This window comes from Acidovorax facilis, assembly GCF_050626955.1.
Lineage (GTDB): Bacteria > Pseudomonadota > Gammaproteobacteria > Burkholderiales > Burkholderiaceae_C > Acidovorax > Acidovorax facilis.
Window position 1 is genome coordinate 2,238,027 of the sequence record NZ_CP192460.1, and the last position, 21,210, is coordinate 2,259,236.

Consider the following 21,210-nt stretch of genomic DNA (forward strand, 5'->3'; position numbering starts at 1 on the left):
TCCCCCACAACCCCCACCCCACGACCCACAGCCGAAAGGAAACCACCATGAAGCGATTCCACGTCCACATGCATGTCGATGACCTTGCCAAGAGCATCGCGTTCTACTCCCGGCTGTTCGCGGCCGAACCTGCGCGGGTCGAGACCGACTACGCCAAATGGATGCTCGAAGACCCGCGCGTGAACTTCGCCATCTCCACCCGGGGCGACAAGCCCGGCGTGGACCACCTGGGCTTCCAGGTGGACGAGGCCGACGAGCTGGCCGAGCTCAAGGCTCGCGCGCAGGGTGCCGACATGGCCCTGCTGGACGAAGGCGCCACCACCTGCTGCTATGCCCGCAGCGACAAGCACTGGATCACCGACCCGCAGGGCGTGGCGTGGGAACACTTCCACACGCTGGGCAACATCCCCGTGTTCAACGAAGCCGCTGCGCAGCAGCCAGCCCAGACCGCCAAGGCAGCGTGCTGCCCCACAGGCGCACCGTCCGCCCCCGCGCCCGGCCAGGCCGCCTGCTGCGGCCCCACCGCCAACAACCCCAACAAATGCTGCTGAGCCCAGGTCTACGATGAGCACCCCACGCAATCCTTTGAACGTGCTGTTTCTTTGCACGCACAACTCTGCCCGCAGCATTCTGGCCGAGGCCTTGCTCAACGCCATGGGCCAAGGCCGCTTCAAGGCCTATTCAGCCGGCAGCAGCCCGCGCGACAACCAGCAGCCCCACCCGCTGGGCCTGCAGGCGCTGGCCCACGCGGGCATCCCCACCGAAGGGCTGCGCAGCAAAAGCTGGGACGAATTCGCCGCCCCTGGCGCACCGCACATGGACCTGATCATCACCGTGTGCGACAACGCAGCGGGCGAGGTCTGCCCCTTCTGGCCCGGCCACCCGGCCACGGCGCACTGGGGCTATGCCGACCCGTCGGCGGGCGATGGATCGGACGCCGACAAGGCCGAGGCCTTCCGCAAAACCCTGCACGCCATCAAGCAGCGCCTGGAGCTTCTGGTGAACCTGCCCGACGACAAGCTCGCCGCCACCGCGCTGCAAGCCACTGCCCGCAACCTGCCCGCGCAATAAGATGAAACACCCCCTGAGTCGCTTCGCGCCTTCACCCCTCTCTCGCTGCGCGGGAGGGGGACGCACCCGGTGGCCTGGCAAAGCCAGTTCCACGGGTGCACGGGTTTGGGCCGCGCCAGTTTCATGCATCGCGGGTGGCGCGCAGCGCAATGGATCACTGAAGGGATCACTGAAATGACCCTGCCACCAAGCCATTCGCAACGCGCTGCTGCCAGCGCGTTGCCGCCCTCCCCCGCCGCTGGCATGGCGGTGTTCGAGCGCTACCTCACCGTCTGGGTACTGCTGTGCATCGTGGTGGGCATTGCGCTGGGCCAGTGGCTGCCCGGCGCGGCCCGCGCCGTGGGTGCGCTGGAGGTGGCGCGCGTCAACCTGCCGGTGGGCCTGCTCATCTGGGTGATGATCATCCCCATGCTGCTAAAGGTGGACTTTGGCGCGCTGGCCGAGGTGCGCCAGCATGTGCGCGGCATTGGCGTGACGCTGTTCGTCAACTGGCTGGTCAAGCCGTTTTCGATGGCGCTGCTGGGCTGGCTGTTCATCCGCCACTGGTTTGCGCCGTACCTGCCTGCCGACCAGATCGACAGCTACATAGCAGGGCTCATCCTGCTGGCCGCAGCGCCCTGCACGGCCATGGTGTTTGTGTGGAGCCGCCTCACCGGCGGCGACCCGCTGTTCACGCTTTCGCAGGTGGCGCTGAACGACAGCATCATGATCGTGGCGTTTGCGCCGCTGGTGGCCTTCTTGCTCGGCCTGTCGGCCATCACCGTGCCGTGGGACACGCTGCTCACCTCGGTGGTCCTCTACATCCTGATCCCCGTGGTGATCGCCCAGTGGCTGCGCAAGCGCCTGCTGCGCAAAGGCCAGGCCGCCTTCGACGCCGCCGTGGCGCGCACCGGGCCCTGGTCCATCGCCGCCCTGCTGGCCACGCTGGTACTGCTGTTCGCCTTCCAGGGCGAGGCCATCCTGCAGCAGCCGCTGGTCATCGCCCTGCTGGCCGTGCCCATCCTGATCCAGGTGCTGTTCAACTCCGCCCTGGCCTATGGCCTCAACCGCGCCGTGGGCGAAAAGCACAGCATTGCCTGCCCCTCGGCCCTGATCGGTGCGTCCAACTTCTTCGAGCTGGCCGTGGCCACGGCGATCAGCCTGTTCGGCTTTCACTCGGGCGCGGCACTGGCCACGGTGGTGGGCGTGCTGATCGAGGTGCCGGTGATGCTGCTGGTGGTGGCCGTGGTCAACCGCAGCAAGGGCTGGTACGAGGCGCGGGGCTGACGGGTGCACCGGCGGGGCCGGTCAGGCCCCCGCCACCGCCCCACGCGCCTGTACCCGGCGCGAGATCAACAGCCCCAGCACAAACACCCCCACCGCCGCCACCGTGAACACCGGTGGCAACCAGCCGCGGTCCACACTGAAGGCCACCAGCAGCACACCCGTGGACTGCCCCAGAAACAGCAGGCACGCAAACAGCGTCACTGCCGTGCCCCGCGCCTCGGGCGCCATCTGCGTGGCCTGCACTTGCAGCGTGTTGTGCAACATGTAAAAGCCGATACCCGCCAAAAAGCAGCCCAGCATGGCCCATCCCACCGCAGGCGCCCACGCCAGCGACAGCAGGCCGATGGCAATGAAGCTGGCCCCCAGCACGGCCAGCCCCCGCTCGCCCAGCGCCGCCAGCCAGCGCCGCGCAAACACGCTGTAGATCAGCCCGCCCACGCCATACAGCACCATCACGCCGCCCGCCGCAGAGGCCGACAGGCCAAAGCCATCGACCATGCGCGCGGGCACAAAGGCCAGCGTGCCAAACGCGAGCGCGCCTTCAATCGCCACCACCGTCAGCACCCAGCGCACACGCGGAATGCGCAGCAGCGCCAGGGTGCCCGCCAGGTAGTTGGCCAGCGAAAACGCCGGTGCGCCCGGCACCACCACCGTGCGCAGCGCCCCGCTGGCGCGCGCATGGCGCAGCAGCAGCGTGGCCGCCGTGAAGAACAGCACGGCCAGCACACCCAGCGCCGCACGCCAGCCCAGCGTTTCGGTGGCAAAGCCGCCAAACCACTGGCCCGCCATCATCCCGGTCACCGTGGCCACCATCAGCCGCGCCAATGTTTCCTGCCGCTGCTCGTAGGCCACCTCATCGCCAATCCACGCCATCGACAGCGGAATGATCCCGGCCGCCGCCGCCCCCATGGCCGCACGCGCAACCACCAGCAGGCTGAAGCTGGGCGCCAGGGCCGTCATGGCACTGAACACCGCACACGCCGCCGTGGCGCCGATGATCACGCGCACCTTGCCCACCCGGTCGCCCAGCGGGCCATACACCAGCTGCAGCACGCCGTAAGCAACGGCAAACGCCGCAATCACGGCCGATGCATCGCCCGTGGTGATCTTGTACTCAAGGGACAGTGCCACCAGCATCGGGTCGCACACACGCATGGAGGCCATGCTGCAAAAGGCCGCCAGGCTGATCAGCCGCAGCATCGTCGAAGAAGAAGTCATGGGCGCCGATTGTGGTGCGCCACGCGCCTGCGCGCTGGCAGGGTGCGCCATGCACCCTGGGGGTTGAAGGCCACAGGGCACGCATGCCACATGGCACATGCAGCACGTGCGGCACGTCCACACAGGTACTGACACTTTTTTGGGTGGCAAGCGCCAGTCCTGCGCTTACCATGCGCCCCGGATTGATGCGCCACCATCCATCGATCAACCAACCAAGCAACACACGAGGAGAAACCGAACATGAACAAAAGAAACTTTGTGGCTGCCAGCGTCGGCCTGGCAGGCCTGTGGACCGCCACCACCAGCAGCCACGCCGCCCCACCCGCCAAAACATCTACCAGCCCCGCCCTGCTCACCATCAGCGGCGCCATCACCCAGCCCAACCGGGGCGCGCTCGATGCCACCATCGACCAGATGATGGGCAAACACGGCATCCAGTTCGACAAAGCCCACGCGCTCGACGCCGCCGCCCTGCAGCGCATGCCCGCCGTCACCATCAAGCCCACGCTCGAATACGACAGCAAGCCCCACACGCTCAAAGGCCCCCTGCTCACCACCGTGCTCGCAGCTGCGGGTGTGGCCGCTGGCAGCCCCGTGCAGCTGGTGCTGCGCGCAGTGGACGGCTACAACGTCACCATCAGCATGGCCGACGTGCAGGCCTACCGCATGATCGTCGCCACCCACATCGACGGCCAGCCCATGGCCCTGGGCGGCCTGGGCCCGCAGTGGGCGGTGTACGACGCCGATGTGCTGCCCGCCTTCAAGGACAAGCCGGTGAAGGAACGCTTTGGCCTGTGCCCCTGGGGGCTGTATCACATTGAAGTGAAGAAGGCCTGAGGCCACCGGCAAGGTAGCCCAGCAAAAAAGAAAGAGCGGCTTCCTGGCCGCTCTTTTTTTGATAGCTACTAACGCTTACCCATCAGGCGGCAGAGCCATTTTTTATTCAAATCATCCTGCCCGCCGCGCCACCCGCACCCCCAGGGCCGCCAGTGACGACACGGTGGCCAGCCCCACCACCCCCAGCCAGCCCCACTGCGCCAGCACCAAAGCGCCCAGCGCCGCCCCGGCCGACATGCCGATGAACATGCCCGTGAACAGCAGCGCATTGAGCCGGCTGCGCGCCGCAGGGTCGATGCCGTACACGATGGTCTGGTGCGCCACCAGCGTGGCCTGCACGCCGAAGTCAAAGCCGATGGCGCTCGCCACAATCAAGCCCAGCTGGGCCTGCGCAGGCAGCAGCGGTGCCAGCGCCATCAGCGCAAACGACGCAGCGGCCAGCCCTGCGCCGAAGCGCGTCACCACCTCGGGCCCGCGCTTGTCGGCCAGGCGCCCGGCCAGTGGGGCTGCCAGTGCACCCGCCGCTCCTGCCAGGCCAAACGCGCCCGCCGCCGCCGTGCCCAGGTTGAACTGGCTGTGCAACATCACCGCCAGCGTGGACCAGAACGCGCTGAAGCCCACGGCCAGCAGCCCCTGCGCCCAGGCCGCGCGGCGCAGCGCTGCGTGCTGGCGCCACAAGGCCACCATGGAGCCGATCAGCGCGCCATAGCCCATCTGCGTGGTGGGCGCAAAGCGCGGCAGGCCGCGCCACACCGCCACCGTCAGCAGCGCAACGGCCACCGCCGCCGCCACATACACCGTGCGCCAGCCCCACTGCTGCGCCACAAAGCCGCTGACCACGCGCGACAGCAAGATGCCCAGCAGCAGCCCCGTCATCACCGTGCCCACCATGCGCCCGCGCTGTGCGGCCGGGGCCAGCGTGGCGGCAGCGGGCACCACGTCTTGCGCCACCGTAGCCGCCAGGCCCACGGCCAGGCTGGCCGCCAGCAGCGCGCCCATGCCGGGCGCCAGGCCGCTCAGCAGCAGCGCCAGCATCAGCGCGATGGACTTGATGACGATGATGCGGCGCCGGTCAAACCGGTCACCCAGCGGCGCCAGCAGCAAGATGCCCAGCGCATACCCCAACTGCGTGAGCGTGGGCACCAGCCCCACCACGCGGCTGTCGGCCTGCATATCGGGCCCCAGCACGCCCAGCATGGGCTGGCTGTAATACAGCGACGCCACGCTCAGCCCCGCCGTGGTCGCCAGCAGCAACAGCAGCGGCGCGCTCACCGCGCCTGCCGCACTCTCTTCAGCCAGCGCCACCGGGGCCCGCCCCGCCACACCCCTTGCATGCACATTTTGAATGGAAGACATCACAACACCATCGGTTTAAAAGGAATGGTGCGATTGTTCTATCCCGTCGCCGCACTGGGTAGTAGGCTAAATTGCAGATTCGTTATACGCTTGACGTATGACCAACGCCCTCCCGGCCCTCCCGGCCCTCCCGACCCAGCCGCCCGGCGCCGACCGCATCGAGCTGATGCAGACCTTTGTCCGCATCGTCGAGGCCGGCAGCCTGTCTGCCGCCGCCCAGCAGTTGGGCACCAGCCAGCCCACCGTGAGCCGCCGCCTGCAAGCGCTGGAGCGCAGCCTGGGCATCAAGCTGCTGCAGCGATCCACCCATGTGATGAAGCTGACCGAAGACGGCGACCGCTGCTTTGCCCACGCCAAAGCCCTGCTGGAAGACTGGCGCGCCATGGAGGACGACCTGCGCGGCACGGCCGACACCCCGCGCGGCACCTTGCGCGTGCTGGCGCCCCACGCCTTCGGGCAAAACCAGCTCATCCCCCCGCTGATGGACTACCTGCGCCGCTACCCCGATGTTTCGGTGGAATGGATGCTGCACGACCGCCGCCCTGACTTCATCGCAGAAGGTATCGACTGCGCCATCCAGGTGGGTGCGGTGGAAGACCCCTCGGTGGTCGCCATTCGCCTTGCCGAAGTGCCGCGCATCGTACTGGCATCGCCCGCCCTCATGGCAAGTCGGCCCACACCGCAACACGCGCAGGATCTGAAGGATCTACCCTGGCTGGCGCTCAGCACCTTCTACCAGCGCGAAGTCACATTGACCCACCAGCACAGCAGCGAGGCCAGCACCTTCGCCATCACCCCCCGCCTGGCCACCGACAGCCTGTACGCCCTGCGCAGCGCCGCGCTGGCCGGGCTCGGCGCGTGCATTGCATCGGCGTGGATCGTAGATGCGGATCTGCGCGCAGGCGACTTGCTGCACTTGGTGCCCACCTGGCAGGCCCCCTCGTTGCCGGTGTATCTGGTATATCCACATGCGCGGTTTTATCCGGCGCGGTTGCGGTTGTTTTTGGAGGGGATGCGGGGGGCAATGCCGGGGTTGGCGGGGATGCGGGGGGTGGTGTCTTGATCGGATGAAGACTGCCAGCCAGAAGCTATCGGTGGCTGCGGGACAAAGCGGCCACTCAACCCCAAAATTTAGCGGACGGCGAAGCCGTCCGCTGCAATGAGAGACTAGACTCCGGACGCAATAACGAACCCCGCAACCACGAATCCAAGAAACGACAGAGCCTGCAGTCCGGCAAATGCTCCCTGCATTTGCATGCCCTTGATCGCGGGCAGATAGCCGATTTGGGGATTGGCAGCATTCTTCTTCAGACTCCGATTGACAAGCCAGACGGCCCAGCGCGGAAAAGGTGCGAAAAATTCAGTCAGAAGACGTTCGATGCGGACGCCTGTTTCAAGTGTGATGCCCCAGAATTTGGCGCTTTCGCTGATCTTGGCTTCCTCTTCCTGATGCTTTGCTAGGTGCTCCGCAAATGTCTTTCGGACGGCCGCTCCAGTCTCGATCTGGATTTTGCAGCGCACGGCGTACAACCGAGAGACAAGACCAAAGAGGCCTGAAAAAGAAAGGAACGCGCCACAGATGAGAAAGCCCTTTTGCCCGATAAAGGGAAGAAGCTTGTCAGCGTTGGTGATGAAGAATGAGGCTACGGCGGTAGTGCCAACGAGTAGCCACGTAGAGAAGGCCTCGATAGGCTCACTCGCCTTGAGCGCCGCCTCAAACATTGAGGAAACGATTGCATTCTCAGCGTTCTCCTGAGCAAGTCGGTTCCATTCGCTAAGTGAATCTGTTCGAGTATCAATGTCCATCAGGAATCTAAAGTAGTTTAGATAGCACAAACAGCAGACCGTATTTCTGTCTTTGCAAACTCGGAAACAGAGCAGGCTTGCTGCAACCACCATAGTTTATTGCTGACATGGTTCTGAACGACCGCTTAGGGGCAACGGTCGGAGAGGTAGCTTTGGGCCCATAGCGGCCTCTGTGTAACTACGGACCATTCCTTGGGCCAGCTATCTACGGAAACAACTCTTGCAGTGCAATTTCCTCGTCAGGACTGGGCCAATACAACCTGCCACCCTCTTCAACAAAGTATCCAAGTAGTTTCCGGATGAATTGCGCTGCCAACTGAAGCGCCTGCCAGGAATCTGCCGCATGTATGTCGTGCAGATTCTCGTGCAGCCCACTGAGGCCAACAGCGCATGCCCATTCGTCTTGCGAAATCTGATACGGAGCGCCGATGGATAGGCAAACAATTCTCGATCCGCCGTCCTGTGAGACAGCGTAGATTGAGCGATAGGCAATGAAGTTAGAAGTGGCCATCATTGCACTCTAACAATCCATGCTGAGTCGCCAAACGACAGCTACTGGCCGATAGTACGCGTTCAACGACGAAGCGCGGATGACAGCAACCGCTGCTGGACGATCATCTGCTGGATCTCCTCCATGGGCCGTTTCGGGCCGAAAGCGCCCCACCTCTACCCTTCGTCTGAGAGCCCTCTCACCCCGCCACCACCCGATTCCGCCCCGTGTTCTTCGCTTCATACAGCGCCGCATCCGCCCGCGCCAGCAGCTTGTCCATCGAGTCGTTCTGCGGCAGGCTCAGGGTGACGCCGATGCTGACGGTGCAGCCCACCTCGTTGCCCTGGGGCACGCAGGCGGCGCGGATGCGTTCGGCCACCTGCAGGGCGGCGTCCAGGGGGGTGTTGGGCAGCAGCAGGGCAAATTCTTCGCCGCCAAAGCGGCCCAGCAGGTCTTTGCTGCGCAGGCAGCGCTGTACCTTGGCGGCAAATTCCACCAGCACGCGGTCGCCGGCCTGGTGGCCGTGGGTGTCGTTGATGGTTTTGAAATGGTCCAGGTCCAGCATCAGCATGGCCAGGGGCTGGCCGGTGCGGTGGCTGCGCTCCAGCTCGATGGCGCAGGCTTCGTCCATGTAGCGCCGGGTCAGGGTGTTGGTGAGCGAGTCGCGGGTGGCCAGCAGCTCCAGCTCGGCCCGCAGGCGATCGCCAGCCATCAGCACGGCGCCCACCGAAAACAGCAGGACAGACACGGAAAAACTGGCGATGAACAGCACGTGCTGCGGCGTGCCGCTCAAGATGGTGTCGCCCATGGGCAGGAAGAACGTGGTGGCAAGCCGCACCAGCTGAATCACGGCGATGTACACGATCACCCCCACCGTGAGCCAGCGCGAAAAGCTGCCCATGCCCTGCCGCACGATGAACCAGGCGTGCACGGCAAACATCACGGCCAAGAGTGCCGTCACAAGCCGCAGGCGGGCTGTGTAACTGGGGTCGCCCAGGGCGAACCAAAGGGTGCCCAGCGTGACGGCGACAGTCACCGCCAGCCAGCGCCAGGTGGCTGGGCGCACGCCGTAAAAACGCTGGGTGCCCGCATACAGGCCATACACGCCCCAGCACAGCAAGAAATTGGGCACGGCCGTGGTGAGGATTTCAGGCAGTTGCCCACGCGAGGCCGCCAGGATGCCGCCCACCACAATGATCAACAGCGCCTGCGCCCATTGGCCCAGACCCTGAATGCTGGGCGGGTAGCTGCGCTTGAGGGCCCACAGCACCAGCGCCATCAGCGCACTCATGGCGCTGATCAACACGATGGCGGTGCGCGGGTCTATCACGTTCATGGTGGTGCCAGTTTGCCGGAATCGTTCCAGTTTGGGGGATGGGCTGCACAGGCCAAGGCGACAGAGCATGAGGGGCGCCATGCACCACCACTTGCAGCCTACGCCCCGCTGCGGATGACGTTAAGGGTGTGGGCAGGCGCAATGGGCAGCAAGCGGGTAAACCACGGGCCGTTGCAGCCCGGCCGGTGTTCTGCATAAGCCCAAGATCGATTGCTCACTATTTGATAGCTTCTGGCGCTTGTCCATCAAGCGCCAGAGCATATTTCAACCAAACTTTCGGCGTTTTACGGCATGCGCCCCGGCCTTCAAGGCGTGAAGGCACGCACGCACCGCGTCTGCAGGTTTTGGTTCTTGGGGATGGTCACCGGATTGCCGATGGAAAAATCATTGATCCATGCGTCGGTCAGGGGCGAGGCCGAGCTCTCGGTGGAGCTCCAATAGAGGGCGTTGGCGAAGCCGCCTACCGCCACCCTGTTGGTATACAGCGCCGCGAGCTGGTTGCGGGCGGGCAGGAACCAGTCGTTGTAGCAGGTGTTGCCCGCCTGGCAGGGTGTATTCCCTTGCGAATCGACCTGGTAGGTGCTGCACAGTTGCGCGGCATAAACACCCGCACCCAGCGTCGCACCGACGGCGGCGGTGTTGCTGGCACCGTCGGTGTCGCTTTGCGCACCCGGCCCCACGGCCGTGCCAAAGCCACCCCACCCGATCCCGGTGCTGTTGTCTGCGGTGGCAGCAATCAGGTTGTTCAGCCCGCCGCCCAGCGCAGCAATCACGCCGCCGCCACTGGTTTGCCCCACAGCGGTGATCAGGTAGGTATAGCCGTTGGCAAGCTGAGCGGCCCCGGCCGGGGTGAAAACCGCCACATTGACGGCACCCGCTGCATGCGCTGGCGTGACCGCCGTGATGGTGGTGGCGTTGACCACGTTGACCGAGGTAGCGGGCACACCGTCAAACGTGACGCTGGTGGCGCCGGTGAGCCCGGTGCCGGTCAGCGTGACGCCGACCCCACCCGATGCAGTGCCAGAGGTGGGGCTGATGGCGGTCAGCGTGGCGCCCGAGACGTAGAGGCTGCGGCAGATGGCCTCGACATCCACCCGGCAGGTGGCACCATTGGCCAGCATGGCCCCTACGCCGCAGGCGGGATGGGGCGATGGCGTGGGAGACCCAGGGGGCAGCAAGGTGTTGGCCGGGTTGGTGGCAAAACACTGGGCCAGGTCGGGCGGGTCGATGGCGGCAATTCGCAGCGCAGCGCCGGAGTTGTTGCTGAAGTCCGCAGGCTGAAAGCCTGTGAAACCACCCGCCGTGATGGGGCTGACGGTAATGGGCAGTGTCTCGCCCGCAGGTTGGGTGAAGGCACTGACAACCTGCGCCATCAAACCCGCCCCCTGCCCCGCCAGGCCCACCACTGCGGCCACCAGCAGCAGCGACGCCACACGCCGCACGCCGTGACTGCGGCGCAGCGACCACCACCCGGCCAGCGCAACAGCCACCAGCAAGGCGCCCAGCGCCAAGGGGGTTGTCCACCGGCACATTGGCCACGGCAGGGGCGCCGCTGGAGATCGTTTGGGCCGACGCGGCAAAGGGCAGCGTGGACAGCAGCATCAGCATGGCCAGCGGTGCAAACGGACCAGCGCTTCCAGGTTGGGTGTTCTTCATCGGTTGATCGTCCCTGCGGGGTGGTTGGGGTGGCGGTCGGATAGTTGCAAATTATCACAACCTCAGCAGGGCGGACGGGGGCGCATGGGGGTGATCGAAAGCAGCAGCCCGAGCCGTCCTGAACCAGGCTTTTGCAGGGGCCGCTGCCCCGCCAGACTGGCATCATCATGACCCCATGAAGTTGTTGGAACCCTCCGAGTACCAGGCAGCCGCTGGTGCCGTATATCTGTCCGTAGTGCAAGAGATCGCCCGGCTCCTGCCTGATGCGCAGGCGGAACACATTGGTGCGTCGGCCATACCTGGTGCGGTGTCCAAAGGCGATCTGGACATTTGCGTGCTGGTGAATACGCAAGAGCACGCGCGGGCCGTTCAGGTGCTGCAGGGCGCAGGCTACGTGGCCAAAAAGGACACCTTGCGCACGCCAGAGCTGTGCATGCTGCTGTCGCCACGCACAGACACGGACGTGGCATTGCAGGTGGTGGCCAAAGGATCGGAGTTTGAGTTCTTTCTGCACTTTCGCGATGCCTTGCGTGCAGACCCGTGCCTGGTGGAGCAGTACAACCTGCTCAAGCAGCGTTTTGCGCCCTTTGGCATGGAGCGCTACCGTGAGGAAAAATCACGCTTCATCACCAACGTTCTGACCCCTCAGGCGCTACCCGGCCGCTGCGCGGAATCCGCACCGGTTGCAGGCGGGGCTTGCAACCTTGACTGACCAGGAGACCCCATGAGCACTGCAAAACCCCCCGAAGGCCCGCCCGCATCGGTGCTGATCGACCAGCGCATCGCCGACCTGAACGATTGGCGCGGGCAAGCACTGAGCCGCATGCGGCAGCTGATCCATGAGGCGGCGCCCGAGGTGTTGGAGGAATGGAAGTGGAACGGCACGCCCGTGTGGTCGCTGGGCGGGATTCTGTGCACGGGCGAGTCGTACAAGTCAGCGGTAAAACTGACCTTTCTGAAGGGCGCTTCGTTACCAGACCCGGCGAAGCTCTTCAACGCCAGTCTGGACGGCAACGCCCGGCGTGCCATAGACATCCACGAAGGGGACACCGTGGACGCGGAGGCCTTCAAGGCGCTGATCCGCGCAGCGGTGGCCCTGAATGCCGGGGGTGCGAAGGCCAAGGCGAAATCGGCACGGGGTGCACGCACGGCCAGTTAGGTGCAGACAGCCCGCGGAGTCAGTCGTGTCTGAAAACTATTATTTCGATAGCAAACAACCGATAACCATTAAGCGCTAGGGCCAATTTCAATCAAAATCTACTGCCCCACATCCACCTCAGTCACGCAGCTGCTGTAGCGCCACTGCACACGCAGCGCCATCGACTCCCCCTGCGCCAGCGTGCGCAGGCCGGGCTGCCCGGGCTGATGGAAGGCGTCGATGGGTTGTGTGATGGGCTCAAAGCAGAATGCTGGGCCCTGTGGCGGTCGGTAGATCAGGCAGTAGTGCTGGTCGGTACCGCCGTCTTGCGCAAAGTCCGGCATCTGGGCGGTCAAGCGCAGGCCCCGCTCGGGCCAGTCGATCTGGGCCGTGCCGCCCCAGCCGGTGTAGGCGTTGTCGATCAGGCCGCCATTGGCGGGAGCGCCGCTGTTCAAGTCCCAGCCGGGCGGGAAGTGCTGCGTGTGCTGTGTGGGCAGAGGGTCATCGCCACACAGCCACACGCCCTGCACCGGCGCCGTGATGCGCGTGCGGGGGGTGCGCGGAAACCAGGGGTGCAGGCCCAGGCCGTAGGGCAGCGGCTGCGCGCCCAGGTGCCGCACCTGCACCGACTGGTCCAGGCCGCCGTCCACCAGGCGGAAGGTCTGCACGCATTCGTACTCGTAGGGGTTGCCGTCAAAGTGCTGTGAGCGCAGCTGCATCTGCAGCGTGTCGGGCGCGGGCTGGGTAAGTTGCCAGGGCTGCAGCCAGCCATCGCCGTGAATAGGGTACGGCTCGCCCACGCGGTTGGGGCGCATGGGGTGGAACTGGCCCGCGTGCTCAAACCCGCCGCCGCTGATGCGGTTGGACCAGGGCACCATGGCAAACGACGCGAGCTGGTACAGGTCGGGCGTGGCGCCGTCCCACGGGCGCCACAGGTCGATGCGTGCGCCAGCCTCTTGCGGGTCGTCGATCTGCCAGGCTGCCACGCTGCCGCCCAGTGTGGGCACCAGGCCCAGGTGCTGCCCCGCGTGGTGCAGCCAGACGATGGGGTGGGAGGATGTGGCCTCGGTCATGGGCGGTGTGCTTTCTTTGGTGTGTTGACGGGAATTGCGGGTTGGCAGATTGCTCGGGGCTGCGTTCAGCGCTTAGAGCGGATATCAAAACCCCGCGCAGCGGTTCTGGCCAGGCGCCGCATCGCAGGCAGTACGCGTAGTACGACAAGACGCGGCAACGGCGCCAGAAGGGTTTTGTGAGCCGCTCTCAGCCGCCAAATGGATGGGCGGGCAGGCCCAGGCTGTCGGTGTCCACCGCAAACAGCGCCCCGGCCAGCGGCTCGGCCGCCAGTTGCTCGGGCGTGAGGCCTACCCGCGCGGAGCTGATGAACAGTGTGCGCAGGTCTGCGCCGCCAAACGCGCAAGTGGTGACCTGGCTGACTGGCAAGCGCACGCGGCCCAGTTCGGCGGCGGTGACCGGGTCGTGGCAGGTCACGCACCATCCGCCCCAGTGTGCAATCCACAGGCGGCCCTGCGCGTCGGTGGTCATGCCATCGGGCAGGCCGTCTTCGGGCAGCCAGTGCTTCCACAGTGTTTTGTTGGACACGGTGCCTGCGGCCATATCGCTGTCGTAGCGGTAGGTGTTGCCTTCGATGGTGGCGTTGAAAAACATGGCCGCGCCCTGCCCCGTGCCAGACCAGGTGGGGCCGTTGGTCACGGCAAAGCCGTCGTCGTGGCGGGTGCAACTGCCGTCGGGGTCATAGCGGTAGAGCGCGCCCGTGGGCGCCTCGCACGCAAAGTCCATGGAGCCCGCCCAGAAGCGCCCTTGTGCATCGCACTTGCCGTCATTGAAGCGGTTGCCCGCGCGGTCGGGCTCGGGCTGGTGCAGGTAGCGCGGGGCCATGTCGGTGGCCGGGTCGAACAGCGCAAAACCCCGGCGCAGCGTGACGATGAAGCCCGGGGCGTGCGCGCGTTCGGCAATGGCGGAGATCTCTTCGTCAAACGTCCAGCGCTGGTGGGCCCCGGTGGCCGGGTCCCAGCGGTGCAGCTCGCACCCAAGGATGTCCACCCAGTACACGGCCTGCTCGCGCACCGACCAGAGCACGCCTTCGCCCAGCGCGTTGCCCAGTGCGATCACGCAGCGCACGGCGCCGGTGATGGGCGCAGAACGGGCAGCGCCCTCGGGCGGAGAGAAGGGGGTATCCAGCAAGGGGCGCATGCGTGTCTCCGGTCTTTTTTTTATCGGCCTGCCGCCAGGCACTTGACGAACGGCATCTTATCAACGCCAATTGATGCTTGAAATGAAATTTTTTTCAATTGATTGATTGCAATATTTATATGTCAAAGGTTTTTACCCCCTCCTCTTCCTCGACCGATGCCACCGGCGCCCCCCAGGGCCTGGCGAAATTCCCCAGCCTGCAAGGCCGTGCCGTGTTTGTGACGGGCGGCGGCAGCGGCATTGGTGCTGCCATCGTTGCGGCGTTTGCCGAGCAAGGTGCCCGCGTGGCGTTTGTGGATGTGGCCCGCAACGCGAGCGAAGCCCTGGCCCAACACATTGCCGACGCAGGCCTGCCCCGCCCCTGGTGGCGTGTGTGCGATGTGCGCGATGTGAACGCCCTGCAGGCCTGTGTGGCCGAAGCGGCGGCCGAGCTGGGCAGCGACTTTGCGGTGCTGGTGAACAACGTGGCCAGCGATGACCGGCACACGCTCGAATCCGTAACGCCCGCGTACTACGACGAGCGCATGGCCATCAACGAGCGCCCCGCCTTCTTCGCCATCCAGGCCGTGGTGCCTGGCATGCGCAGGCTGGGCGCGGGCTCGGTGATCAACCTGGGCTCCACGGGCTGGCAGGGCAAGGGCACGGGCTACCCCTGCTATGCCATTGCCAAGTCGTCGGTGAACGGCCTCACGCGCGGGCTGGCCAAGACGCTGGGGCAGGACCGGATCCGCATCAACACGGTGTCGCCGGGGTGGGTGATGACGGAGCGGCAGATCAAGCTGTGGCTGGATGCCGAGGGCGAGAAGGAATTGGCGCGCAACCAGTGCCTGCCGGACAAGCTGCGGCCGCATGACATTGCGCGGATGGTGTTGTTTTTGGCGTCGGATGATGCGGCGATGTGTACGGCGCAGGAGTTCAAGGTGGATGCGGGGTGGGTTTGATTTTTTGAAGTTTTTTTGGGCTCTGGCGCTTATCCATTAAGCGCTGGTAGCTATTGTTTTTGCAGTTCTGATGAGAACCATCTGTTCGGGCTGAGTCTGTCGAAGCTGGGGCAAGCTCGTTCTCTGATTTGAGCGGCATGCTTGGGTTGAGGGCGGAGGCCGGGAGTCGCCCGGCGTGCGAGTAACTTTCTTTCGCGTCGCCGAAAGAAAGTCACCAAAGAAAGGGCGACCCCCAGTCTGCGACCCCTTCGCTGTGCGAAGGGGCAAACCTGCGGCGGGGCGGTTGCGGGGTGCGCCGTGGAACTCGCTTTGCTGCTGCGCAGCGCCGCTCGGACAACCACGGCGATTCAGTTCACGAAGCACGCGCGCTCCGACGCGCGTGCCACCCCACAACCGCCCCGCCGCAGGCGCAGCCAGCAGGGGGTGGGCAGCCGAACATCCAAACAGCCACACGGGCCATTGCTGCGCTCGGCCCAGCCTGCGCTGCGCGAGGCGCTTGCGCCCGCGAGATAGGGCCGAGCGCAGCAATGGCCCGTGTGGATGTCCGACTCGCGGGTTCCCTTCTGGATGCGCCTGGGGCGCGCAGGGCGCGGGGTGGCATGCGCGTCGGAGCGCGCATGCTTCGTGAACTGACTCACCGCAGTTGTCCGAGCGGAGCGCCGCAGGCGCGCAGCGAGTTCTGCGGTGCACCCCGTGACCGAGCACCCCAGGTTGCCCCGTAGCGCAGCGAAGGGGTCGCAGACAGCAGGGTCGCCCTTTCTTTGGTGACTTTCTTTCGGCGACGCGAAAGAAAGTTACTCGCACGCCGGGCGACTCCCGGCCTCCGCCCTCAACCCAAGCATGCCTCCCAAAACAGCACGCCCCGGCTTCGACAGGCTCAGCCCGAACGGACAGGAGGCCTAAAACTACAAAAACAATAGCTGCCAGCGCTTACCTCACAAGCGCTAGCAGCCAATTTCATCCAAAAAATCAATCCCCCACCTCCAACCGCCTCCCATACTGCACCAGACTCGTCTGCTTCAACGCCTTCATCATCACCTTCGCCGCCGGCGACAACAGCCGGTCCGACCGCGTAATGATTCCGAACGCATCCATATGGCACGGCATCGCCAGCGGCAACACCGTCACGATCCCATGCGCCGCGTAATAGCGCGCCACATCCTCCGCCACCACCGCAATCATGTCGCTCTGCTGCAGCATGCGCGTGATGAACAGCAGGGCCGATGTCTCCACCGTGTGCAGCGGCGGCGCAAGCCCGTCCTGCTGGAACATCAGGTCAAACCGGTGCCGCAGCACGCTGCCCGCTGGCGGCACGATCCAGCTGGCCGACACCACATCGCGCAGCGTCAACCCGGTCATGCTCGACAACGGGTGGCCCGGGCGTGTCATGGCGCAGACCAGCTCCTCCGTCAGCGACTCATAACGCAGATTCTCCTTGTCGTGCTCCTCGTACAGGCGGCCCACCACGATGTCGAGCTTGCCCTGCTCCAGCCGCTCCAGCAGCACCGGGCTAGTTTCAATGTCGAGCGAGATGCGCAGGCTGGGATGCTCCTGCTTGACCAGCGCCACGGCGGCGGGCAACAGGCTCAGGCCCGGTGAGGTGATGGCGCCGATGCCCACCTGGCCATAGTGCCCGCGCTTGAGCGCGCCGATCTCGTCATGCGCCTGGTTCAGGTTGGCCAGGGCCATGCGGGCGTGGCGGATCATGGTTTCGCCGTACCAAGTGGGGCGCATGCCGCGTGGCAGGCGGTCAAACAGCGACACCTCCAGCACATCCTCCAGGTCCTTGAGCAGCTTGGAGGCGGCCGGCTGCGTCATGCTGAGCACTTGGGCGGCGCGGTGGATGTTGCCCTCTTCGGCCAGGGCCACCAGCAGCAGCAGTTGGCGCGTCTTGAGGCGGGCGCGGATGAACCAGTGGTTGTAGGTGCTCATGAATGGGAGGACGGGAAAAGGGAGGGGTTTTCCAGAATGCAAAGAACGATATGTATTTTGTCTAAAAAACGATTGGATTGATATCCAAACCTTCCATAGACTTCGCCGCAACTGCAACAAAGGCCTCTCTCCATGAAGCTCGGCGACCTCCAGCTCAGCCCCCGGCACCTGATCAACGGCCGGTGGGAAATCGGCACCACCACCGGCATCAGCACCAACCCGTCGGACACCCGCGAGGTGGTGGCCGAATACGCCCGCGCCGACCGCAACCAGACCGAGCTGGCCGTGCGCGCGGCGGCCGACGCCCTGCCCACCTGGAGCCAGAGCACCCCCCAACGCCGCGCCGACGTGCTGGACATGATTGGCAGCGAGCTGCTGGCACGCAAGGACGAGCTGGGCGCACTGCTGGCCCGCGAAGAAGGCAAGACCCTGCCCGAAGGCATCGCCGAAGTGGCGCGCAGCGGGCAGATCTTCAAGTTTTTTGCGGGCGAGGCGCTGCGCATCCAGGGCGAGCTGCTGGCCTCTGTACGCCAGGGCGTGCAGGTGGACGTAACCCGCGAACCTGTGGGCGTGGTGGGCATCATCGCGCCGTGGAACTTCCCCTTCGCCATCCCGGCCTGGAAGATCGCCCCGGCGCTGGCCTACGGCAACACCGTGGTGTTCAAGCCCGCCGAGCTGGTGCCCGCCTGTGGCTGGGCGCTGGCCGAAATCATCAGCCGCAGCGGCCTGCCCGCCGGTGCCTTCAACCTCGTCATGGGCAGTGGCCGCGAGGTGGGCCAGACGCTGGTGGACCACCCGCTGGTCAACGCGCTGAGCTTTACCGGGTCAGTCGCCACGGGCGACCGCATCCTGCGCGCGGCCTCAGCACGGCGCGCCAAGGTGCAGCTGGAGATGGGCGGCAAGAACCCGCTCATCGTGCTGGCCGACGCCGACCTGGACCAGGCGGTGGACTGCGCGCTGCAGGGCTCGTATTTCTCCACCGGTCAACGCTGCACCGCATCGAGCCGTCTCATCGTCGAGGCCGAGGTGCACGACGCCTTTGTGGCGCGCCTGCGCAACCGGCTGGCCAGCCTGAAGGTGGGTCACGCGCTGGAGCGCGGCACCGAGATGGGCCCGGTGGTGGACGACAACCAGCTGGCACAGAACCTGGACTACATCGACATTGCGCGCAATGAGGGAGCGGAGCATGTCTGGGGTGGCGAGCGCCTGGAGCGCCCCACCCCAGGCCATTACATGAGCCCCGCCCTCTTCCTGGCCCGCCCGGAGCACCGCGTGGCGCGCGAGGAAATCTTTGGCCCCGTGGCCTGCGTGCTGCGGGCCGATGACTATGAACATGCGCTGACCTTGGCCAACGACACGCCCTTTGGCCTGTGCGCGGGCATCTGCACCACGTCGCTCAAACGCGCCATGCACTTCAAGCGCCACGCCGCCGTGGGCATGACCATGGTGAACCTGCCCACGGCGGGGGTGGACTTCCATGTGCCTTTTGGTGGCCGCAAGGAATCCAGCTACGGCGCCCGCGAGCAGGGGCGCTACGCCGCCGAGTTCTACACCACGGTCAAGACGGGCTACATGCTGGCCTAAGTCACCAGGCTCCCTTTTCGTTTCTCTTTCCATCCCGCAACCATCGTCAACCAACCATTACAGACAGGAGACAAGATGATGAAAATGAACCGCCGCACCGTTGCAGCCGCCTTGGCCAGCGTGCCCGTGGCCGCCTTGCTGCCCGGCGCCGCCTGGGCGCAAAAGCCCCTCGTGCTGGGCTTCAGCCAGGTGGGGGCCGAGAGCGAATGGCGCACCGCCAACACCGAGTCCATCAAGTCGGCCGCCAAGGAGGCCGGCATCGAGTTGAAGTTCTCTGACGCGCAGCAGAAGCAGGAGAACCAGATCAAGGCCATCCGCTCGTTCATCGCGCAGAAGGTGGATGTGATTGCATTCTCGCCCGTGGTGGAGTCGGGCTGGGAGCCCGTGCTGCGCGAGGCCAAGGCCGCCAAGATCCCCGTGGTGCTGACCGACCGCGCGGTGAACACCAAGGACACGTCGCTGTACGTGACCTTCATGGGCTCGGACTTTGTGGAAGAAGGCCGCAAGGCCGGCCGCTGGCTGGTGGAGAAGATGAAGGACCAGAAGGGCGAGGTCAACATCGTCGAGCTGCAAGGCACCGTGGGCTCGGCCCCTGCCATCGACCGCAAGAAGGGCTTTGAAGAAGTCATCAAGGCCGACCCCAAGTTCAAGATCATCCGCAGCCAGACCGGCGACTTCACCCGCGCCAAGGGCAAGGAAGTGATGGAGGCCTTCCTGAAAGCCGAGGGCAAGAAGATCAATGTGCTGTACGCGCACAACGACGACATGGCGATTGGCGCCATCCAGGCCATCGAAGAGGCCGGCATGAAGCCTGCCAAGGACATCGTGATCATCTCCATCGACGCAGTGAAGGGCGCCTTCGAAGCCATGATCGCCGGCAAGCTCAACGTGAGCGTGGAATGCAGCCCCCTGCTGGGCCCGCAACTCATGGCCGCAGTCAAAGACATCAAGGCTGGCAAAGCGGTACCCAAGCGCATCGTGACGGAAGAAGGGATCTTCCCGATGGAAGTGGCGGCCAAGGAATTCCCGAACAGGAAGTATTGATCCATTGCCCCCTGAGCCGCCTGCGGCGTCTTCCCCCAAGGGGGACGCCACCAGCGCGGCGGGGCGGCTCTTGCGCGGTGGCACTGGTACTAGATCGCGCCAGTTTCATACGGCCTCCAAGCTACCTAAATTTAGAACAACACCAGGAGACAGACTCAAATGAAGCGTGCAATTTTCAAGGCCGTGTTGGCCACCGTGGCCTTGGCTGCCATGGGCGCCACGTCCGTGGCATCGGCCCAGGACAAGGGCACCATCGGCATCTCGATGCCCACCAAGTCCTCGGCGCGCTGGATTGCCGATGGCGACAACATGGTCAAGGTCCTCAAGGACCGGGGCTACAAGACCGACCTGCAGTACGCCGAAGACGACATCCCCAACCAGCTCGCGCAGATCGAGAACATGATCACCAAGGGCGCCAAGGTGCTGGTAATCGCGTCGATTGACGGCACCACGCTGTCGCGCGTGCTGCAAAGTGCGGCCGACAAGGGCGTGAAGGTCATTGCGTACGACCGCCTCATCAAGGGATCGAAGAACGTGGACTACTACGCCACGTTCGACAACTTCCAGGTGGGCGTGCTGCAGGCTACGTCCATCGTGGACAAGCTGGGCCTAAAGCAAGGCAAGGGCCCGTTCAACATTGAACTGTTCGGCGGCTCGCCCGACGACAACAACGCCTTCTTTTTCTACGACGGCGCCATGAGCGTGCTGCAACCCTACATCGACAGCGGCAAGCTGCTGGTGCGCAGCAAGCAGACCGGTATGAACAAGGTGGGCACGCTGCGCTGGGATGGCTCGGTGGCCCAGGCGCGCATGGACAACCTGCTGTCGGCCTACTATGGCAAGGACAAGGTGCATGCGGTGCTCTCGCCCTATGACGGCATCTCCATCGGCATCCTGTCCTCCCTCAAGGGCGTGGGCTACTGCACCGCCCAGCAGCCCTGCCCCGTGGTCAGCGGCCAGGACGCTGAGGTGCCTTCCATCAAGTCCATCCTCAAGGGCGAACAGTCTTCCACCGTGTTCAAGGACACCCGCGAGCTGGCCAAGGTGGCCGCCAACATGGTGGACGCCGTGCTGACAGGCAAGCAGCCCGAGATCAACGACACCAAGACCTACAACAACGGCGTGAAGGTGGTGCCCTCGTACCTGCTCAAGCCGGTGTCGGTGGACGTATCCAACTGGAACACGGTGCTGGTCGGCAGTGGCTACTACAAAGAGTCTCAGATCAAGTGAGCGCAAGCGGCTTCTGCATCTAAAGCCGCCGCCTGCGAATGCCTCTGGGGCAGCGCAGGCGGCCTGCAACCGGGATGGGGCCAGAGGCCCCACC

At 65.1% G+C, this 21,210-nt stretch carries 20 protein-coding genes; 11 read left to right on the forward strand and 9 right to left on the reverse strand.

Annotation, left to right across the window (positions count from 1 at the left end; all coding sequences use genetic code 11):
- Nucleotides 1-47: 47 nt before the first annotated feature.
- From ACQ4MJ_RS10060 to arsB, 3 genes are all read left to right on the forward strand, one after another.
- Nucleotides 48-551, forward strand: coding sequence for an ArsI/CadI family heavy metal resistance metalloenzyme (locus ACQ4MJ_RS10060; protein ID WP_431152808.1), 504 nt, complete (start codon nt 48-50; stop codon nt 549-551).
- Between the two features lie 13 nt (nt 552-564).
- Entirely contained in the window at nt 565-1,071 is a 507-nt protein-coding gene (locus tag ACQ4MJ_RS10065; protein ID WP_176885758.1) for an arsenate reductase ArsC, read from the forward strand.
- Nucleotides 1,072-1,314: 243 nt separating this feature from the next.
- Nucleotides 1,315-2,337: an ACR3 family arsenite efflux transporter gene (arsB, locus tag ACQ4MJ_RS10070; protein ID WP_431153084.1), complete on the forward strand. Its 1,023-nt coding sequence runs from the start codon at nt 1,315-1,317 to the stop codon at nt 2,335-2,337.
- Between the two features lie 21 nt (nt 2,338-2,358).
- Here the strand turns inward: arsB and ACQ4MJ_RS10075 are convergent, their stop codons facing one another.
- Nucleotides 2,359-3,555 (reverse strand): MFS transporter, encoded by a 1,197-nt coding sequence (locus tag ACQ4MJ_RS10075; RefSeq protein WP_431152807.1) that lies wholly within the window; start codon nt 3,553-3,555, stop codon nt 2,359-2,361.
- A 240-nt stretch (nt 3,556-3,795) separates the two neighbouring features.
- On the opposite strand from ACQ4MJ_RS10075, the gene ACQ4MJ_RS10080 reads away from it, so the two are divergent.
- Nucleotides 3,796-4,392: a molybdopterin-dependent oxidoreductase gene (locus ACQ4MJ_RS10080; RefSeq protein ID WP_431152806.1), complete on the forward strand. Its 597-nt coding sequence runs from the start codon at nt 3,796-3,798 to the stop codon at nt 4,390-4,392.
- Nucleotides 4,393-4,503: 111 nt separating this feature from the next.
- Here the strand turns inward: ACQ4MJ_RS10080 and ACQ4MJ_RS10085 are convergent, their stop codons facing one another.
- Nucleotides 4,504-5,748, reverse strand: coding sequence for an MFS transporter (locus tag ACQ4MJ_RS10085; RefSeq protein ID WP_431152805.1), 1,245 nt, complete (start codon nt 5,746-5,748; stop codon nt 4,504-4,506).
- Nucleotides 5,749-5,845: 97 nt separating this feature from the next.
- Between ACQ4MJ_RS10085 and ACQ4MJ_RS10090 the strand changes: the two genes are divergently transcribed.
- Nucleotides 5,846-6,811: a LysR family transcriptional regulator gene (locus tag ACQ4MJ_RS10090; RefSeq protein WP_431152804.1), complete on the forward strand. Its 966-nt coding sequence runs from the start codon at nt 5,846-5,848 to the stop codon at nt 6,809-6,811.
- 104 nt (nt 6,812-6,915) lie between these two features.
- On the opposite strand, the gene ACQ4MJ_RS10095 is transcribed toward ACQ4MJ_RS10090, so the two are convergent.
- From ACQ4MJ_RS10095 to ACQ4MJ_RS10110, 4 genes are all read right to left on the reverse strand, one after another.
- A complete protein-coding gene (locus ACQ4MJ_RS10095) occupies nt 6,916-7,554 on the reverse strand; it encodes a hypothetical protein (protein WP_431152803.1) in 639 nt (212 codons plus the stop codon).
- Nucleotides 7,555-7,759: 205 nt separating this feature from the next.
- A complete protein-coding gene (locus tag ACQ4MJ_RS10100; protein ID WP_431152802.1) occupies nt 7,760-8,065 on the reverse strand; it encodes a DUF6968 family protein in 306 nt (101 codons plus the stop codon).
- A 178-nt stretch (nt 8,066-8,243) separates the two neighbouring features.
- Complete coding sequence (locus tag ACQ4MJ_RS10105) at nt 8,244-9,380, reverse strand: GGDEF domain-containing protein (RefSeq protein WP_055401779.1); 1,137 nt, start codon at nt 9,378-9,380, stop codon at nt 8,244-8,246.
- A gap of 305 nt (nt 9,381-9,685) precedes the next feature.
- Nucleotides 9,686-10,891: a midcut-by-XrtH protein gene (locus tag ACQ4MJ_RS10110; RefSeq protein ID WP_431152801.1), complete on the reverse strand. Its 1,206-nt coding sequence runs from the start codon at nt 10,889-10,891 to the stop codon at nt 9,686-9,688.
- Between the two features lie 320 nt (nt 10,892-11,211).
- Between ACQ4MJ_RS10110 and ACQ4MJ_RS10115 the strand changes: the two genes are divergently transcribed.
- Nucleotides 11,212-11,748 carry a GrpB family protein gene (locus ACQ4MJ_RS10115; RefSeq protein WP_431152800.1) on the forward strand — a complete coding sequence of 179 codons (537 nt, stop codon included), beginning with the start codon at nt 11,212-11,214 and terminating at the stop codon, nt 11,746-11,748.
- Nucleotides 11,749-11,760: 12 nt separating this feature from the next.
- Nucleotides 11,761-12,195 (forward strand): DUF1801 domain-containing protein, encoded by a 435-nt coding sequence (locus tag ACQ4MJ_RS10120; protein ID WP_431152799.1) that lies wholly within the window; start codon nt 11,761-11,763, stop codon nt 12,193-12,195.
- 98 nt (nt 12,196-12,293) lie between these two features.
- Here the strand turns inward: ACQ4MJ_RS10120 and ACQ4MJ_RS10125 are convergent, their stop codons facing one another.
- Nucleotides 12,294-13,247 carry an aldose 1-epimerase gene (locus ACQ4MJ_RS10125; protein WP_431152798.1) on the reverse strand — a complete coding sequence of 318 codons (954 nt, stop codon included), beginning with the start codon at nt 13,245-13,247 and terminating at the stop codon, nt 12,294-12,296.
- Between the two features lie 187 nt (nt 13,248-13,434).
- The gene (locus ACQ4MJ_RS10130) at nt 13,435-14,385 is read right to left on the reverse strand and encodes an SMP-30/gluconolactonase/LRE family protein (protein ID WP_431152797.1); all 951 of its coding nucleotides are present in this window, start codon (nt 14,383-14,385) and stop codon (nt 13,435-13,437) included.
- A 119-nt stretch (nt 14,386-14,504) separates the two neighbouring features.
- On the opposite strand from ACQ4MJ_RS10130, the gene ACQ4MJ_RS10135 reads away from it, so the two are divergent.
- Nucleotides 14,505-15,326 carry an SDR family NAD(P)-dependent oxidoreductase gene (locus ACQ4MJ_RS10135; RefSeq protein WP_121419873.1) on the forward strand — a complete coding sequence of 274 codons (822 nt, stop codon included), beginning with the start codon at nt 14,505-14,507 and terminating at the stop codon, nt 15,324-15,326.
- A gap of 969 nt (nt 15,327-16,295) precedes the next feature.
- Here ACQ4MJ_RS10135 and ACQ4MJ_RS10140 read toward each other — a convergent pair.
- Nucleotides 16,296-17,258, reverse strand: coding sequence for a LysR substrate-binding domain-containing protein (locus tag ACQ4MJ_RS10140; protein ID WP_108497702.1), 963 nt, complete (start codon nt 17,256-17,258; stop codon nt 16,296-16,298).
- A gap of 132 nt (nt 17,259-17,390) precedes the next feature.
- Here ACQ4MJ_RS10140 and ACQ4MJ_RS10145 point away from each other — a divergent pair, with 132 nt between their 5' ends.
- The 3 genes from ACQ4MJ_RS10145 (at nt 17,391) to chvE (ending at nt 21,116) form a co-directional block, all read left to right on the forward strand.
- Nucleotides 17,391-18,842 (forward strand): aldehyde dehydrogenase family protein, encoded by a 1,452-nt coding sequence (locus tag ACQ4MJ_RS10145; RefSeq protein WP_431152796.1) that lies wholly within the window; start codon nt 17,391-17,393, stop codon nt 18,840-18,842.
- A gap of 78 nt (nt 18,843-18,920) precedes the next feature.
- A complete protein-coding gene (locus ACQ4MJ_RS10150; RefSeq protein ID WP_431152795.1) occupies nt 18,921-19,886 on the forward strand; it encodes an ABC transporter substrate-binding protein in 966 nt (321 codons plus the stop codon).
- Between the two features lie 159 nt (nt 19,887-20,045).
- A complete protein-coding gene (chvE, locus tag ACQ4MJ_RS10155) occupies nt 20,046-21,116 on the forward strand; it encodes a multiple monosaccharide ABC transporter substrate-binding protein (RefSeq protein ID WP_431152794.1) in 1,071 nt (356 codons plus the stop codon).
- The last annotated feature ends 94 nt before the right edge of the window (nt 21,117-21,210 follow it).

Coding starts and splice junctions, on each gene's coding strand:
- ACQ4MJ_RS10075 (WP_431152807.1), bottom strand. CDS start 3,555: ATGACTTCTTCTTCGACGATGCTGCGGCTGATCAGCCTGGCGGCCTTT.
- ACQ4MJ_RS10135 (WP_121419873.1), top strand. CDS start 14,505: ATGTCAAAGGTTTTTACCCCCTCCTCTTCCTCGACCGATGCCACCGGC.
- ACQ4MJ_RS10095 (WP_431152803.1), bottom strand. CDS start 7,554: ATGGACATTGATACTCGAACAGATTCACTTAGCGAATGGAACCGACTT.
- ACQ4MJ_RS10130 (WP_431152797.1), bottom strand. CDS start 14,385: ATGCGCCCCTTGCTGGATACCCCCTTCTCTCCGCCCGAGGGCGCTGCC.
- ACQ4MJ_RS10115 (WP_431152800.1), top strand. CDS start 11,212: ATGAAGTTGTTGGAACCCTCCGAGTACCAGGCAGCCGCTGGTGCCGTA.
- ACQ4MJ_RS10140 (WP_108497702.1), bottom strand. CDS start 17,258: ATGAGCACCTACAACCACTGGTTCATCCGCGCCCGCCTCAAGACGCGC.
- ACQ4MJ_RS10100 (WP_431152802.1), bottom strand. CDS start 8,065: ATGGCCACTTCTAACTTCATTGCCTATCGCTCAATCTACGCTGTCTCA.
- ACQ4MJ_RS10145 (WP_431152796.1), top strand. CDS start 17,391: ATGAAGCTCGGCGACCTCCAGCTCAGCCCCCGGCACCTGATCAACGGC.
- ACQ4MJ_RS10105 (WP_055401779.1), bottom strand. CDS start 9,380: ATGAACGTGATAGACCCGCGCACCGCCATCGTGTTGATCAGCGCCATG.
- arsB (WP_431153084.1), top strand. CDS start 1,315: ATGGCGGTGTTCGAGCGCTACCTCACCGTCTGGGTACTGCTGTGCATC.
- ACQ4MJ_RS10080 (WP_431152806.1), top strand. CDS start 3,796: ATGAACAAAAGAAACTTTGTGGCTGCCAGCGTCGGCCTGGCAGGCCTG.
- ACQ4MJ_RS10085 (WP_431152805.1), bottom strand. CDS start 5,748: ATGTCTTCCATTCAAAATGTGCATGCAAGGGGTGTGGCGGGGCGGGCC.
- ACQ4MJ_RS10120 (WP_431152799.1), top strand. CDS start 11,761: ATGAGCACTGCAAAACCCCCCGAAGGCCCGCCCGCATCGGTGCTGATC.
- ACQ4MJ_RS10090 (WP_431152804.1), top strand. CDS start 5,846: ATGACCAACGCCCTCCCGGCCCTCCCGGCCCTCCCGACCCAGCCGCCC.
- ACQ4MJ_RS10060 (WP_431152808.1), top strand. CDS start 48: ATGAAGCGATTCCACGTCCACATGCATGTCGATGACCTTGCCAAGAGC.
- ACQ4MJ_RS10150 (WP_431152795.1), top strand. CDS start 18,921: ATGAAAATGAACCGCCGCACCGTTGCAGCCGCCTTGGCCAGCGTGCCC.
- chvE (WP_431152794.1), top strand. CDS start 20,046: ATGAAGCGTGCAATTTTCAAGGCCGTGTTGGCCACCGTGGCCTTGGCT.
- ACQ4MJ_RS10125 (WP_431152798.1), bottom strand. CDS start 13,247: ATGACCGAGGCCACATCCTCCCACCCCATCGTCTGGCTGCACCACGCG.
- ACQ4MJ_RS10065 (WP_176885758.1), top strand. CDS start 565: ATGAGCACCCCACGCAATCCTTTGAACGTGCTGTTTCTTTGCACGCAC.